General features: G+C 60.6%; 19 protein-coding genes. 17 read left to right on the top strand and 2 right to left on the bottom strand.

Features of this window, described 5'->3' with window-relative positions:
• Positions 1–106: 106 nt before the first annotated feature.
• From JN414_RS15230 to JN414_RS15155, 16 genes are all read left to right on the top strand, one after another.
• A complete protein-coding gene (locus JN414_RS15230) occupies positions 107–1,969 on the top strand; it encodes a ParB/RepB/Spo0J family partition protein (protein ID WP_202208649.1) in 1,863 nt (620 codons plus the stop codon).
• A 188-nt stretch (positions 1,970–2,157) separates the two neighbouring features.
• Complete coding sequence (locus JN414_RS15225; protein WP_202208648.1) at positions 2,158–2,838, top strand: LPD29 domain-containing protein; 681 nt, start codon at positions 2,158–2,160, stop codon at positions 2,836–2,838.
• A 71-nt stretch (positions 2,839–2,909) separates the two neighbouring features.
• Entirely contained in the window at positions 2,910–3,317 is a 408-nt protein-coding gene (locus tag JN414_RS15220) for a hypothetical protein (protein WP_202208647.1), read from the top strand.
• 195 nt (positions 3,318–3,512) lie between these two features.
• The gene (locus JN414_RS17160; protein WP_255494200.1) at positions 3,513–3,641 is read left to right on the top strand and encodes a hypothetical protein; all 129 of its coding nucleotides are present in this window, start codon (positions 3,513–3,515) and stop codon (positions 3,639–3,641) included.
• 54 nt (positions 3,642–3,695) lie between these two features.
• Positions 3,696–4,046, top strand: a complete 351-nt coding sequence (locus JN414_RS15210) for a hypothetical protein (RefSeq protein WP_202208645.1) — start codon at positions 3,696–3,698, stop codon at positions 4,044–4,046.
• Entirely contained in the window at positions 4,043–4,564 is a 522-nt protein-coding gene (locus JN414_RS15205; protein ID WP_082790631.1) for a hypothetical protein, read from the top strand. The genes JN414_RS15210 and JN414_RS15205 overlap by 4 nt, the downstream gene beginning before the upstream one ends.
• Positions 4,565–4,590: 26 nt before the next feature.
• Positions 4,591–4,941, top strand: coding sequence for a single-stranded DNA-binding protein (gene ssb / locus JN414_RS15200; RefSeq protein WP_061500342.1), 351 nt, complete (start codon positions 4,591–4,593; stop codon positions 4,939–4,941).
• A 92-nt stretch (positions 4,942–5,033) separates the two neighbouring features.
• Positions 5,034–5,255 carry a hypothetical protein gene (locus JN414_RS15195; protein WP_061500341.1) on the top strand — a complete coding sequence of 74 codons (222 nt, stop codon included), beginning with the start codon at positions 5,034–5,036 and terminating at the stop codon, positions 5,253–5,255.
• Positions 5,252–5,422, top strand: coding sequence for a hypothetical protein (locus JN414_RS15190; RefSeq protein ID WP_202208644.1), 171 nt, complete (start codon positions 5,252–5,254; stop codon positions 5,420–5,422). The genes JN414_RS15195 and JN414_RS15190 overlap by 4 nt, the downstream gene beginning before the upstream one ends.
• A 576-nt stretch (positions 5,423–5,998) precedes the next feature.
• Positions 5,999–6,979 carry a DUF3991 and TOPRIM domain-containing protein gene (locus JN414_RS15185; protein ID WP_202208643.1) on the top strand — a complete coding sequence of 327 codons (981 nt, stop codon included), beginning with the start codon at positions 5,999–6,001 and terminating at the stop codon, positions 6,977–6,979.
• Positions 6,976–7,647: a hypothetical protein gene (locus JN414_RS15180; RefSeq protein WP_202208642.1), complete on the top strand. Its 672-nt coding sequence runs from the start codon at positions 6,976–6,978 to the stop codon at positions 7,645–7,647. The genes JN414_RS15185 and JN414_RS15180 overlap by 4 nt, the downstream gene beginning before the upstream one ends.
• Positions 7,644–9,692 carry an ATP-dependent helicase gene (locus JN414_RS15175; protein WP_202208640.1) on the top strand — a complete coding sequence of 683 codons (2,049 nt, stop codon included), beginning with the start codon at positions 7,644–7,646 and terminating at the stop codon, positions 9,690–9,692. Before JN414_RS15180 ends, JN414_RS15175 begins: the two co-directional genes overlap by 4 nt.
• A 282-nt stretch (positions 9,693–9,974) precedes the next feature.
• The gene (locus tag JN414_RS15170) at positions 9,975–10,472 is read left to right on the top strand and encodes a MucR family transcriptional regulator (RefSeq protein WP_202208638.1); all 498 of its coding nucleotides are present in this window, start codon (positions 9,975–9,977) and stop codon (positions 10,470–10,472) included.
• A gap of 86 nt (positions 10,473–10,558) precedes the next feature.
• Complete coding sequence (locus JN414_RS15165; RefSeq protein WP_062028017.1) at positions 10,559–10,930, top strand: hypothetical protein; 372 nt, start codon at positions 10,559–10,561, stop codon at positions 10,928–10,930.
• Positions 10,930–11,325 carry a hypothetical protein gene (locus JN414_RS15160; protein WP_062028015.1) on the top strand — a complete coding sequence of 132 codons (396 nt, stop codon included), beginning with the start codon at positions 10,930–10,932 and terminating at the stop codon, positions 11,323–11,325. Before JN414_RS15165 ends, JN414_RS15160 begins: the two co-directional genes overlap by 1 nt.
• 67 nt (positions 11,326–11,392) lie before the next feature.
• Positions 11,393–11,758, top strand: a complete 366-nt coding sequence (locus JN414_RS15155; protein WP_062028013.1) for a hypothetical protein — start codon at positions 11,393–11,395, stop codon at positions 11,756–11,758.
• 12 nt (positions 11,759–11,770) lie between these two features.
• Here the strand turns inward: JN414_RS15155 and JN414_RS15150 are convergent, their stop codons facing one another.
• Together JN414_RS15150 and JN414_RS15145 are read right to left on the bottom strand one after the other, a co-directional pair.
• Positions 11,771–12,364, bottom strand: a complete 594-nt coding sequence (locus tag JN414_RS15150) for a nuclease-related domain-containing protein (protein WP_063905495.1) — start codon at positions 12,362–12,364, stop codon at positions 11,771–11,773.
• A 356-nt stretch (positions 12,365–12,720) separates the two neighbouring features.
• Positions 12,721–13,341, bottom strand: a complete 621-nt coding sequence (locus tag JN414_RS15145) for a Shedu anti-phage system protein SduA domain-containing protein (RefSeq protein WP_202208636.1) — start codon at positions 13,339–13,341, stop codon at positions 12,721–12,723.
• A gap of 646 nt (positions 13,342–13,987) precedes the next feature.
• Here JN414_RS15145 and JN414_RS15140 point away from each other — a divergent pair.
• Positions 13,988–14,812, top strand: a complete 825-nt coding sequence (locus tag JN414_RS15140) for a hypothetical protein (RefSeq protein ID WP_202208635.1) — start codon at positions 13,988–13,990, stop codon at positions 14,810–14,812.
• The last annotated feature ends 148 nt before the right edge of the window (positions 14,813–14,960 follow it).

The following is a 14,960-nucleotide window of genomic DNA, read 5'->3' as shown; positions in this document are numbered from 1 at the left end:
AGCCAGCCGCGCAAGGCTCAGGCCGGGCGCGCTTCGCGCGGCCTTGCGCGGCTGGCTGGCCCGTGACGCGGGAGGGACATCTGAAAAATCATAGAAAGAGCGTCCCATGGCCGAGCTTCGCCGCGTTGATCCGAAAACCCTTGTGCCCAACCCGAACAATCCGCGCTCTTCCATCGGAAGCCTTGAAGAACTGCGCAAGCTCGCGCTCAACATCAAGGCGATTGGCATCCTCCATCCCCCGGCCGTCCGGGAACTGGAAGACGGCCGCCTGATGATCGTGGCAGGCCACCGTCGGACAGAAGGCGCCATCTATGCCGGTCTGACCGAGATCGACGTTTATGTCGGAGACCAGAGCGAAGACCTTGATGCCCTGGCCGCCGTCAGTGAGAACTTCGTGCGTCTCGACATGACGGAGCCGGAACAGTGGAACAGCGTCACCCGCCTGCGCGAGCAGCTTGGCTATACAGACCCGCAGGTCTGCGCAGCCCTGATGGTGACGCCGAGCTATCTCAAGCGTCTCAGCCTTCTGGCGAAGCTGCACCCGCCCATTCTGGATGCCATCGCTCTTGGCCGAGGCCCTGATGAGCGGCAGCGCAAGATCATCGCGCAGGCCTCTCTGGAGGAGCAGCGTGACGCATGGGCGGAAATGTTTTCCGAAAGCGTCGAAGACGACGAGGATCCGGCCGAGTATCGCGTGAAGGCCGAAGATCCGGAGGACACCGTGGCCTGGGGGGCACTCGCCCGGAACCTTGAGCAGAAGGAATGGTACGCCCGCGACGCCCGGTTTGGCGACGAGATTGCCCGCAGGCACAATATCGTCTGGATGGAGGATCTGTTTGCCGAAGCCGATACGGACAGCCGCTATACGCTCGATGCCACGGCTTACGCGGCCGCACAGCAGGACTGGCTGGACAATGAGCGGCCCGAAAACTCCATCGTCCTGGCCTCGGATGAGTACGGATACGTCCGCGCGCCCGAAGGCTTCATCACCATGGGCACCTGGATGGCGACACAGGAGGGGGAGGTCATGGGCTACGGCCTTAATCCCCGGACCCTGAAGATCGTGGAAGAACGCTGCCGTCCGTCTGTTGCCTTTACACAGAGCCACGCGAACGTATCCGCAGAGCCCGAAGCCCCCAAGGAACGACCGGACGTTTCCGGGACCGGCCACAAGATGATCGGCGAGATCCGCACCGTCGCTTTGCGCGAAGCCCTCGGCGAGGTGGCCGAGACAGCCGATCCATGGGAGCTGATCGCAGCCCTCCTGCTGGCGCTGGAAGCCGAGAACGTCCGTGTGCATGGCGATGCCAGCGGAAACAACTGGTCAGAGCCAACCGCGCGCACGCTCGCGATGGCTGACCTGTTCCCCGAAGGTAGCCTTGTCCGTGACGAGACGCTGATCCGCCGCCATGCCGTCGCAGTCCTGCAAAGCATCCTGAACTGCGACGTGTCGATGCACAGCGGCAGTGGCCTGCCCGCGCAGCTCGTGGGCGTTCTGTTCGGAGCCGACCAGAAGATGCCGAGCATGGCCTTTGAGGCGTTCCTCAAATGCTACAGCAAGCCCGGCATCACCAAAGCGGTTCAGACCGAAGGCCTTGCGCCGCAGAACACCGGCAAGGAGATGCGTGCGGTCCTCATGAACCATGTCGGGGAAGGCCACTGGCTGCCCGAGGTCGCATCGTTTGCGCAGGCGCAGGACGTCTGGACGCAAAAGCAGAAGAAAAAACAGGCGAAGATCCGGGAGCTGGAAAGCGTGGTGGACGATGAGGACCTGGACGAGATGCCTGAAGATGATTTCGATGGAGCAGCCGATGATGAGGCCGATCTGTCGAACGGCCCTGTCGTGCCAGTGACGGAGCCGGACTCCGAAGAGACTTTCTCTCTGCAAGCGCCCGAGCCCGAGCCGTCGGAGCACAACGAGGCCATGCAGTTCATGCGGGACCACCTCGAAATCGTTGTCGTGGCCTGAAGCAGGGAGCGGGAAAAGAAAAGGAAAGGAGGGGAGGGGCGCTGCCATCGCGCTCCGTCCGGGTCAAAAGGTGGCTCCTCACCGGCTTCGCCGCCTCCGGTGCCGGCGCACGCGCCGCTTTTGACCCGGCCGTCCCGCGCTGACGCTGGAGAAGACATCACGAAAATCCAAAGGAAAAGGATCAGACGATGTTCGTCCCCTCACTCGCTCCCATTCAGGTCGGCACCCGCGTTTATACCCATCTCTACAGCCGGGGAGCCGGAATCGTCATGGCTGTTTACGGCAAGGAAAGCCCGACCACCGTCCGGTCCCTGTCGCGTGGCGGGGCCATCGTGTCGGGCGGGAGCGCCTCCTACGATATCGTCTTTGCCTGTGGCTCGATCTCCCGTCGTTTGCCCGAGGCCATTCTGCGCGGTGTCCAGTGGCGGATCGAAGCCGACAAGAAACTGGCAAGCGCTGAGGAGATCGCCTTCCTCCGCACCCATGCCGAAGAGGTTGAGGCTGAGAAGGTGGCAGCCGAAGCCCGCGCGAAAGCCGAACATGCCGCCGAGGTCGCAGCACTCCGCGTCAATCCGGACTATGCCCATCTGGAGCAGGGCGACGACAGCAGCGGCACGCTGGCGGCCAAAAACATCCGCCGGATGCTGAAGAAGGCTTTCCCGAAGGTGAAGTTTTCCGTCCGCAAGAGCCACTACGGCAGTGTGACCGTGCGGACCGAGGAGGATCTGGACGAGACGGCGACCGAAACCCTCCAGGCCATCACCTCGCGGTTCAAGTCCGGATATTACGACTGGCAGTCAGACTGCCACCTGACCAGCAACAGCCCCTGGCAGGATGTGTTCGGCAGCTCCGAATTTGTGAGTGACTGAGCCTCTCTTTTTTCGTCCGCCCTTCAAGGCCGCCCGTTCCGGGGCGGCCTTTTCCATTTCTGGAGCCCGACATGCCTGTTTTTATTGTGACGCTCAGCGAGCGCCAGCTTCTCTCCGATCGCGTCAACTTTCAGGTCGAGGCCGAGACGGCCGAGGCAGCCGGTCAGCTTGTACTGGACGCGACGGCCGACGATGCGAATGAAAGCGGGCTGCGCCCTGTTCGCCTGCCAGACGGTCAGAACGCCGTTCTCGAACCCGAAAACGTGGACGGCAATGAGGTCTCGGTGTCCGTCCGCCCGGTCGATCAGCCGGATGCGGTGGCCACGCAGATCGGCGCGTGCTGGCATCTGGATCTCTCCGCCCCTGAAGCGCGCCGCCTTCTGCCGGTTCTGACCGGGGCCATCGTGGACGAGGACGATCCCGTGACGCGTGCGCTCTGCGCCCGCCTGGCGCGGCAGGTCGCCAATCTCGCGCAGTAGGAGACGGGAAAAGAAAAAGGGGGAAGGGAAAAAGGAGAGGGCAGGCACCACACCGGAGCCTGTCTGGCAAAGGGTGGGTCGGCCGTGTCCTCGCTGCGCTGCGGGTCGTCCGATCCCGCTGCGTTGCAGCGCCTTTGCCAGCCAGTCTCCGCTGCGGTCGCCGGAAGAGGTCATGAAAGAAAACAGGAGAATGACATGGCCGACTTTTCCGATCTGCGTCCCCGCAACCGCACAGAGTGGCTCGAAGTCGCGGGCTTCGTAGGAGGTGCAGCGCTTTTTGCAACCTTCATCGTTCTGGTGGTGGTGCTTCCCGCCTTTCTCTGACCGATCCGAGATCAGCCGCCCTCACGGGCGGCCCTGTCCTGTGTGGAGATCACCATGCCGACATACACTCTGGCTGCCATCCCTGCGGCCTCTCACGGGAGCCTCATCTCCTGTTCGTCCCCTGACCGCTACAGACAGACACGGATTGAAGCGACTGACCTTGCGGAAATCCGGGCGGCAGTAGCCGCATACGGTGCACGCCTGCACGACGACCACCCGGAAGCCTCCTTTCTGGTGTCTGTGACACCCGAGCGTGGGAGCGATCATCCCGAGGGCTTCTGCGACGCCCGCTGGAAAGGCTCCCTCGGTACCGAGCAGTGGATCAGGACGATCCCTGAAGAGACGCCGTTCAAAGCCTATCTCGCCGAGGTCGAGGCGATGCTTGACCGCGAGGTGCGGTCATGAACGGCCCCGAGCCAGCGTCCATCGCGTGTCCGTCGCTGCGACGGCCTCCGATCCAGCCTCAGGGCCTCACCGCGACGCAGTTCAGCGACGCGGTCGAGAAGGCGAAAATCGGGAACGCGCTGCTGTCCTTCATCGCACGCGGATTTCCGCAGAGTGCGTGGAACCGCACGCTTTACAACCGCCTGAGCCAGATGTTCGGGCATATCGCCCATTACGACATCCACGGCTTCTGGGGGGCGCAGTTCTCCACGACACAGGCGCGTCTGGGCTTCCTGCGCGGCATCGTCCTGTACGGCTGTTATGGCGATCCGGCCTGGACCTGGTCGGACGTCGAACGCGACATCCGCAACCGCATCATCGGCAGTGGGCTGATCGACGCTTACACGCGCGCCCTTGCCGCCGAGCAGGAGGCACGCGACCGGGCCGATCTGGCCCGCCTGGCGCAACGCTTCCGGATCGCCCTGCCATCCGAACACCAGCCTCTCCCTGCCGCGCCCGTGCAGGCCGAGCTTTTCTGACACGGGCCAGAGAAAAGGACAGAGCAATGGCTCAGACCCTCAGCCTTGCCATCGTCATTGGCAACCTTGGCGCGGATCCCGAGATCCGCACGGGGCAGGACGGACACCGTGTGGCCTTCTTCCGTCTGGCGACGGACAGCCACCGCACCGACACACACACCGGCCGCCGCGTCCCCCAGACCGTGTGGCACAGGATCGTCTGCCACAACGACTTTCTGACGGATCTTCTGGAGCGACGCGCCCGCAAGGGTCAACTCGTGTTCGTGCGCGGCGCTTACGAAGTCCGCCCGGGTACCGATCAGGGGCCGCCTGAACCCGAGATCGTCGTGAGCGCCCAGGACGGGGACGTGAGGATCCTCACCGACACAGGCCGCTGACGCCCTCTGTCTTCGAAACACGCACGTAAACCGGCCCTGGAGCCGGTCTTTTTATACCCGCTTCCTGACAGAGGCGGGTCTCAGGAGGTTTTATGTTCTATTCGACGCCCGCTCCTCTCACAGTCCCTCGCAGTCAGGCGCGCGCCCTGAGTGTCCGCCTCATGGCTGAGGCCGTGCTCCTGGAGGACACGGATCAGTCCCTCATGCTGCCATCGCGCCTGACGGCCGGTTTCCGCCGCAAGGCCGCGACGCTGCGTCGCCGCTCGCAGGAGAAGCTCCTGGACAGCCTCGATCGTCCGGAAGGTGTGGCATGAGGACGGCGATGGTGGACCGCCGCGCGTATTCACGCCGTTTCTGGGACGGAAAAACGCGGTTCTCACAGGCCGTGAGACGCACACTGGCGGACCTGGAGCGACAGAAAGGGCAGACGAAGAAGGACGAAGACGGGATGGCCGACACAGGGCCTTCGAAAAAAAGCTGAGGCCGGGGGCATCAGTCGCAGATGGCACGGGCAGACTGGTGACACTTCTTGAAGGATCCGTTCATGCCGAACCATCAGACGTTGCCGCTTCAACCACCCCTTGCGGGGTGGCACGGAGCTGTGTTCCGACCTCGCCGTCATGCGATCAGTGTGACAGTCACGGACCGAGGGTCTCAAGACAACCCTTCGGGCTCCAGACCGCGTCTTTCGTCAAAAGAGGGCCGCGTTCATCGCAGGACGGTGTCCCGCGCTGCCCGCAACCCGCTTTTGCCGATCCGCAGTCTTCCGGTCCTGACACCCTCGGCCCGCAACTGTCGTGTTCCTGGCAGGACGGGACGAGAAAAACGTCTCCACACATCTCCTTTCAGCGGCAACACCGGGGGCTGCGCTGCCCCCGAAACCCCCGCAGGACGAACAAGAAAAACCGGTTTTTGTCGCTCTGGACGCAAGAACTATTTCACCAAAACAAGTAAATATATTCCGCGCTATTCCGTTGTATTCATTGGATATTATGGCGGGAATTTACTATACTTACCACAGATCGAAAGTAACGGACGTTCGGGAGGATATTCCGCCATGGCTTACCAGAACTCGCCCCAGCAGATGAACGACGAACTCCAGAAGTTTCGTGACGAGATCAGTTGCATCGTTGTTCTGGAACAAGCCGGTTACAGGTTCGCCCGGTCCGAAAGTTCCGCCCGTCACATGCGCTTTCGTCGGCAGAAGGGCGAGAGCATCATCGTGACCCACGGCGGCAAGGGCTGGTGGGATCCGCATAATTCCGCGTCCATCACCAAGGGCTCCGTGATTGACCTTGTGCGGTTCCTCAATCCGGGAATGACACTGGGCGGCGCGCGCGTGGAACTGCGCAAGATGCTCGGTCTCACGCCGAGCGGGGCCGAGTACGTGGCAGAACCGAAGGAGCGCAAGCCCGCGCGTGATCCGAAATATATGTGGAAGAACCGTCAGGCGCCCCAGCCGGGGTCGGCCGCCTGGATCTATCTGACCCGCGACCGGGCGTTGCCGGAAAGCATCCTTCATCTGGCGATCCAGCAGGGCCTCCTGCGTGAAGGCATGAAGGGCACGGCGTGGTTCGCTCATAGCAACAATGCCGGTGAGCTGACTGGCATGGAAATGCGCGGTCCGGACTATCGCGGCTTCTCCTCGGGCGGCGGTGGCAAGCTGCTCTTTCGGATGAGGACTGGCGAAAAAGGGGAGACGCCCGTTCGTCTGGTCATCGGTGAGTCTGCCATCGACGTGCTGTCCTATGCCGCCATGGACCCGTTCAATTTCGAACCCAGCCTGTATGTCTCATCAGGTGGCGGCATGAGCCCAGAGGCCCTGGTGGAGTTCCGTGCGCTTCTTGGCACCCTTGAGGCAGGCGGCCGCGTCATGATTGCCGTGGACTGCGATGCCCAGGGTGACCGTTACGAAGAGATCTATGCGCCCATGATCCGTGAGGCCGGGCTGAAACCCCTGCGCTACTCACCCAGTGCCCGGGACAAGGACTGGAACGCGGTCCTGCAGCGCCGCGCCCGTCAGGACGTGGCCGCATGAAACAGAGTAAATCCCGTCTGAGCTGGCAGGCCGTCACCCTGATCCTGTGGCGGCAGGACACTGAGGCCATGAAGGTCTGGAAGCGTGCCGGGGTGGGATCTTCTGCCCCTGAGGTCTTTTGTGAGGCGCAGACGCCCGAGGGTCTGGTGCAGGGGGTCGTGATCGGCGGCGATCGCCTGAACGACGCCTGGGACCGCGACGGCGAGCTGATCGTCTTCACCCGCAAGTCCATGATTGTCCGTCTGAACGGACCTGAACTCCCAACGCTCACTTTGTCAGCCTGCCCCAAGGCTTTTGAGGACGTCATGATGTATAACGACACACGATCAACGGCCCGCCAGCATATCGACCAGATGGTTCTCAAGAGCGGCCTGACCTTCAACATGCTGGGCCACGAAAAGGCCTCGGCGATCTGGATGGATCATGCGCGCCGCCTCGGCTGTACGGATCCTGAAGCGCCGGAGATGCCGGTCCCGCATCAGCTCGTGTGGCTGGGCAGCGGCCTGAACCGCGCACTGGCCCTCGTCATTGCCGGACGGTGGGACGGCCCTCATGAGGGCTTCAATCTCTATCATCCGCTGACCCTCTTTACCGACAGCAGCAATGTCGTGGCCGTTGAGGATCCGGTGGCGTCTGAAGTCTATCCGGTTGAGCAGGTGCCCGCATGAGCGCTTATCCCCAATCCCTCGCACCCGTACTGGATCCGCTGACGCCTGTGCAGCGTGAGGCCGCCATGGCGCTTGGCCGCGTGCTGGTGCTGGCAGGGGCCGGAACGGGAAAAACGAAGACGCTCACGGCCGGTGTGGCGTGCCGGATCCAGATGTATGGGATGCGCCCGTCACAGATCCTGTGCGTGACCTTTACCAACAAGGCTGCTCAGGAAATGCGCGAGCGCATCACGAGCGTCTTGGGCGAGGGACAGGCTCCGTTCTGGCTTGGCACCTTTCACGGACTCGGCGCGCGGCAGCTCCGGGCGGAGCCTGAGGTTGCCCAGTTACACCCGGGCTTTGACATCCGCGATGCAGACGATGCGACGGCTCTGATCCGTCGTCTCATGAAGGCCATGGACCCCGACACTGTGCCGGAACCGGACACAGGCAAGAAGTGTGACGTCCGGCAGGTCAAAAAGATGGGCGAGCGGATCGGGCATATGAAGGAGAACCTTGTGACACCTGAGGCCGCACCGGCCTGGGTGCGCGGGCTGATCGAGCGCCGCCGTGCAGCGCGTCAGATGGTCGATGTCGAAGGCTGGGAGTTTGCGGTCCGGCTCTACCAGATCTATCAGGCGACCCTGCGCGAGCAGAATGCCGCTGACTTTTCGGACCTGCTGATGTGGCCAACGCTTGCGCTGATGAATGACCGATCCTATCGTGACAGGTGGTCGCAGCGCTTCACCTCCGTGATGGCCGATGAGTTTCAGGACGTGAACCGTGCGCAGATGCTGTGGCTCACCTATATGTCTGAATACTCACGAGAACTCTTTGCCGTGGGCGATGATTCGCAATCAATATATTCTTGGCGTGGGGCCAAAATTGGCTTCATCCGGAACTTCGTTCGGGAGTTTGACGGGGCCAGACTTTTCAAGCTCGAAGAGAACTTCCGCTCGACGCATCATATCCTCCAGGCTGCCAACGCCATCATCGCGCGAGACCCGGGCCGGATCCCGAAGACGCTGTTTACCCAGAAGGGCGACGGTCTGAAGATTGAGGTGCTCTCCTACGATTATGCGTCAGATGAGGCCGACGCGATTGCAGCCGAGATGGGACGTCGTGCGGCAGAAGGTGTCGCCTGGCATGACATGGCGATGATCTACCGGATTAACCGTCTGTCCCGCTCTCTGGAAGAAGCGCTGCTCAAGGCGCGTATCCCCTACGAGATCATCGGCGATGTCGGCTTCTATCATCGCGCCGTGGTGAAGGACGCGCTCGCTTTCCTGATGCTGGCGGCCTGTCCGGACAGTCGCCAGTCCGATGAGGCGTTCCGGCGCGTGGCCAATGTGCCCAGGCGAGGCCTTGGCGCCAAGGCGCTTGGCCAGATCGAACAGGAAGCGCAGGATCGCGGCCTCAGCCTGTGTGCGGCCGTCACCACGGCAACGCTTCCCGCCAAGGTGCGTGACAGCCTGCTTGCCTTCCGAGAGACGGTCTCCCGGATCGGGCAGATCCCGGACATGCGGCTTTGCGATCGCCTCGATACGCTCCTGAAAGAGACGGGCTACTACACGATGTGGAGGGAGGCCGCGTCCGAAGAGGGGGAGACGGCCTTGCAGAACCTGTTCGAGCTGGTCGGGCTGGCCGAGGGCTTTACCCGGCTTCAGGATCTTCTGGAGCACGCAGCCCTTGCCACGGCCTCACCGAATGAGCGCGGACTCGACCGGGTGCAGCTCATGACCATGCATCGGGCCAAAGGTCTGGAGTTTCCCCACGTCTTCCTGCCAGCCTGGGAGGAGACAGTCTTTCCGGGGATGGGCGAGCGCAATTATGAGGAAGAGCGCCGTCTGGCCTATGTGTCGCTGACCCGCGCTATGCAACAGGCCACGATCAGCAGTGTCGGCTATCGTCAGGGTGTTTCAGCGAGGCCGTCAGGCTTCATTGAGGAAATCCCCGCCGAGCATCGCGTGACGGGCTGGCTGCGCCAGCAGGGGCAATCGAAAAAGAGAGAGACAGGAGGCCGGTTCCGGCATACGGCGGCCGCTCTTGATGCCATGGGATTTTAAGGCATGTCCGATCATCGCAGTCCTGACGACAGGCCTTACATCTCTCAGCGGCCCAGGACGAAGTCCGGCTGGCTTTATGACTGCGAGGTTTGCGGGAAGGGCGCAGCTTTCGGGTTCACCGGACCGAAAGGCGATACACACTATTGTTCTGAACATCGTCACCTGGGACGAGGCGTGGCTCCGGCCCCCATGCCGCGAACCACGCGGCCGCAGTGACCTGTCAGGTTATCTTTCGTATAGGGTGCGATCCTGCACAGTCGAAATTTGAAAAGGGAATTTGCAATGACCTCAAATAGTGAGACAGATTTTCGGCGTCTGACAGCCAATATTGTGGAAAGCTATGTGAGTGCCCATGAACTTCCCGCAGAGCAGATTTCTGATTTGATCCGCAGTGTTTATACAGCCCTTGCGTCGGCCGGCCAGCCGCCGGAGCCAGAACCAGTTGAGCTGGTCCCGGCCGTCCATCCGAAGCGGTCCGTGTTCGAGGACTACATCATCTGTCTCGAAGACGGAAAGAAGCTGAAGATGCTCAAGCGCCATCTCAAGAGCGTCTATAATCTCACCCCGGATGAGTACCGCTCAAAATGGGGACTGCCGTCCAACTATCCCATGACGGCGCCAGGATATTCACGGCATCGGACCGAGCTGGCTCATCAGATCGGTCTTGGGACCGCGAAGGGTGGTCGGAGCCAGCCTACACCTGAGCCCGAAGAGACCGAGCCTGAGGTGCCCGTGCGGAAAATCCCGGAGAAGCGTCGCGGACGCCCTGCAAAGGGCTGAGTCTCTTTTAGGAAGTCGCAGAAGCGGTCTTTACCTTTGCGGGGTAAAGGGATCTTTTCAGATCCAATGAACCGCAAGGACAGACCGTGACCCGCCTTTTTTCTTCTCTCGCCCTGGCAGCCGGCCTCACGGCCGCTGCCCTTTCGCCAGCCATGGCCCTCGATCCCGCGCTTGGGAGTATGGGGTTTGCGCCTCCGACACCGACATCCAAAGGCCACGCGGCCTCCGTGTCCACGTCTTTTGCCGCCATTCCCGAAAGTCTTCAGACACTGCTCGATGCCGGCTACGTTCTTCGCACGTCGGCTGGCGAAGAAGGTAATATCCTGACCCTTGAGAAATTCGTGGATCGGACCTCCCCGTCAAAATGGGTGCGGTGCGAGCTGATCGGCGATCACAACGGCAATACGCGTCTGACCTTCAGTCAGCATGTGTCCTCTTTGTGCTGGAAGCTGAACTGATGAGCGATGTGATGCCGGTTTCAAAGGCAGGACCGTTCCGTCCGCAGACCCAGCAGATTGTGGATGCGCTGAACACGGCCTTTCCTGGCCTGTATGCAGGTGTCTGCAAGGCCTCCGATCTGCCGTCAGATGCCGATGAGGCTGAGGATGACGACGATCTAGAGGATGACGGCCTGCTCAGCGATTTCGTCTTTTTGTCGGATGGATGGGCTGTGCGGGTCGATTACGATCCCGAAGATCCGGATCTCTGCCTGGGCCTGTCTGCTGGCAGCACGGAGGCACCGGCTGAAGGTCTGGAAGTCGATCTTGATGACGGCGAGGAAATTCCGGATGGCGTCCTGAAAGACGTCACGGACTTTATTGACGAGCAACGCCAGGCGTCGGCAAAACACTGACCTGTCCCGATAAGGGAGGCCCCTCTGGCGCTTTCCTTATCCATCTCAGCAAGGAAGGACTGGCCGCGTGACTGGTGAACCGATCTATCCCGCCCCCTGCACATATGAGAGCCTGACCGAGCGGCAGAAAGAGGCTGTTGGTCAGTTCATGTCAGAGCGTTTGAAGCAGAAAACCCGAGGGATTCTCCCGGGAACGCTGCATACGGTGGTCGAAAAAGGGCGGATTCATGCGTTCGTCTCCTGGGACGAGCATCATGTTTATGAAGTCAGCCCGATCACCAGCCTTCGCCTGGTGCTCGATCCTGATGGGCGCCCTCTGGGCTGCCCGAAAGACGGGCTTCTCTATCTCTCCGACGTTAGCGGGGAGGTGGTGGTCAGGATCCTTCCGACAACCCGGTATACAGCGGCCGCCATCGGTATTGCCGTGGAATAAGGCGTTGCGCGCTTAATTCTTTGTGTGATGGGCGACGCGCACGATCCTCTGCCACAAGCCCATCATCAGTCCTGACGCCTCTCCGCAGTTGTGTCGCAGTTCGTCGGCGAGGGCGTCCGGGGTTCTGACACTGGCCTGAAGGGCCGGGCTGACGCTAGCGCGTCCTGTCAGGACCACGCGATTCAGGATCTCCACATCCAGACAGGCCTGTGACGTCACAGCGCGGACGGCTGCGCAATGGCCTGCATTCTGGCGAAGAGGGCTGTAGATCAGGCGGCCATCCTCCTCTTTCCCTAGACGTTGGCGCCAGTATTCGTCATTCGGATGCCCGCTCAGATGGCCTGCATAGTGCTTGGTCTCGATGACCATGAGGGCACGGGGCAAAAGGACGAGATGGTCGATCTGGGTTGTGCCATCACCAGAGGCCTTGGGAAGACGAACGTCATGGAGGCTTGGCCGTCCCAGATCGTTCAGGAGGGTGCGGATCCTGTCTTCGCCTTTCGCGCCTTTGAGTTCGGCCTGAAGGCTCTTCCAGGCTGCGTGCGCGCTGTCGCTCCGCTCGATGCGAGAGGGGCCGCCACGCGGCCGAAGTCTCAGGCGCACCATACGAAGGCGCGCCTCCAGGCGAAAGTATGGGGCTTGGTAAAGCGCATGGCATGTCTCTGGTCTGGCAAACGATATCCTGACTCTAGCGACGTGCTTTGCGACTTTGCGGTCTCTCTATTTGGCACCGCATCGCGAGAACATCTGTCACACTCTGCCGATGCCAACGCCTAATTAGGGAGGGTAAACGGAATGTCTGTTTTGTGCGGGAAGATCAGTAAAAACCGGACACTTATATTGCTAACTTTCCGCTTTCCGAAGAAGATCGAACCCGAACAACCATGATAAAATCCGGTCTTTCGGCGATCAACTGCTAAGAACTTAAACGTAAACCTCCCTGCCAATTCCGAGACGGTTCACTAGATATATGTCTTTGCCGTAATTAGGCTTTCCTCCATTCGTTGGACCATGTCGTCATAGGTCATAATCTGCGCGTGGTGACCGCCGATGGCAACTAAGTGTCGGCGGTGTTCAAATCGGCGCTTCTCCATTGTGCTATTCATCCCGCTATTACGCCCAGCAATAACTGCGAATGCGCTTTTTGCGATTTTTCCGCCGAAGCTATTTTCCAAAACAGTGTCGTTAGGATGATCGTCACGAACCCATGCCCAGTCGATAACTTGGCCAAATCCATGCTCAAGCGACGATCCCCAGTAACGATACTGTGCTGTTCCTCTCTTAAAGAGAGTCTTTTCTTCTGCAGGCTCAAATTCAATTAACCCGAACGCGCGAGCATTGTCGTTGCCGAGCACAAGGTCTGTGCGGAAAATGCCCTTCATGGTCAGCTCAAATTTGATGAGGTCGGGCGCCGGTATGTTGAGCACAGAACCGAGAAGGCACGCCATTTGAGGTCGACTTTTAATCTCAGAAACGATCTCTGTTTCGCCGATATATTTCTTGGTAGCGAACCACGTCTTGAAGCTGTTGAGTTCATTTTCAGCGTTGGTGAGGTTGAATACTATCGTAGAAAAATCGCTCATCCCACTGGAACTGCCTTGAGTCCACTGCTTGCATAGGACTCATCAACGATCGTCAAAATTATAAGACTATCGTCAGGCTGCCTCTGCCACAATACTCGTTTACCCCTGACACGCGACACATACACGCCAGTCTCCAGACGCTTGGTGTTTGGGCCTGTAAGCTCAGCCTTATCCGCGAAAAAGGCGCGGAGAGCTTTCGAATCTTTCGGCGTCATCATGCCCCACTGCGCGATTGCGGTAGGTGATAGTGATGGTTGTGGTTTGCTATGGCTCATCGCTCTGTTCCTCACCATATCAATGTAGGCGAAGCAGGGATAAATCTCTAGCGAATAAGCAACCGGCCGCGACGAGCTGAACCGCGCAGGGATTAGCGGACGCCCGCGTTCGCGTGCCGCACAGCTATGTCAGCTCTTGGGAAGAGAAAGTTTTGGCCGCGAGGTCCGAGATGAAGGCGTAACCAGCCGTCAATCGTGCACTCCTCGGACGCGTACTTTGTAAATAAGAAAAGAAAAAACAGGGAAGACGCGCCACAGGCCGTCTGGCCGCCACAATGGTTCGGCCGCACGCGGCCCGCGCCCTGGAGGGCGCGCCATTGTCCCGTCCAGCCGTCTGCGCCTCGCGGGGAAGCATCTGAAAAGAGAAAAGGATGTTTTCCGTGGCTACTGCCGTCACAACAGTCTTCACGCTCACCGGCCCCCAGGACCGTCTGCGCCAGATCGCCGAAGAGCGCGCCTACCGGACCTGCGCACCGGACCAGATGGCGTGGGAGAACGACACCACGCTGGTGATGACCCTCGAAAACGGCATCGGCACGTCCTTCCTCCGTCACGGAGATGGGCTTTCTGACGAGTACCCCGATGTCAGTATCCGGGGGATGGAATATTTCGACTGCTTCGATGATCCGGGCTTTGCCAAATGGCAGGGCGGTCAGCTTGTCTATGAGGCTGATCTCATCACCGTCTTCGGAATCCTGTTTCCGACGGACGCCTCAAAAGACTGGCCGGGCTGTAGCGCCAGCTTCTGGCACAGGTCTCCGCCTCTCTCGGCGGCCATAGCTGAGAACTGTCCGGACTTTGACCTGCTGCCATTGGGGCAACTGGCAGGGCCAGCGCCCGGATGGGTCGAGACCTCGGATGGCTTCGCCACCCTTTTCCTCCGGCTGCCCTCAACACCCGATGCGCAGGATGGTCTCGGCGTGATCTTCTATCCGGGGATCGGCAGGAGCACCCTGCTGACAGGTATCGACCGTTTCGGCGGCGTAGCCCGGTTCCGGCGTCAGGCCTATGGACAGGTCAGCGCACAGTGTCCTGAACTGCGTGCTGTCCTGCGGGAGTGCTGGAAGGCTGACGAGAAGAAAAGGCGCAAGGCTCGCCAGGAGCGGAAGATTCTGAAAAGGAAGATGAGGAAAGAGATCCGGGAGGGAAAGGACATCCTTTTCGATCTCTTCGATCCTGACCCGTGGGTGATGTAATGGGCAGAAGAAAAGAAGGTCTGGGGCGGCCCTGACGGGTTCGTTCACCCTTGTGTGAACGGCCTCTATGGCGCAAGGAAAATCTTGTCTTGAAACATACGGAACTGGTGCTCTCATGTGTCCGGCCTTTTTGTGCAGCCACTAGGGC

It is taken from the genome of Gluconobacter sp. Gdi (assembly GCF_014132155.1).
Taxonomy (GTDB): Bacteria; Pseudomonadota; Alphaproteobacteria; order Acetobacterales; family Acetobacteraceae; genus Gluconobacter.
The sequence above is the reverse complement of the archived record's forward strand: the minus strand, read 5'-3'. Positions and strand labels throughout refer to the sequence as shown.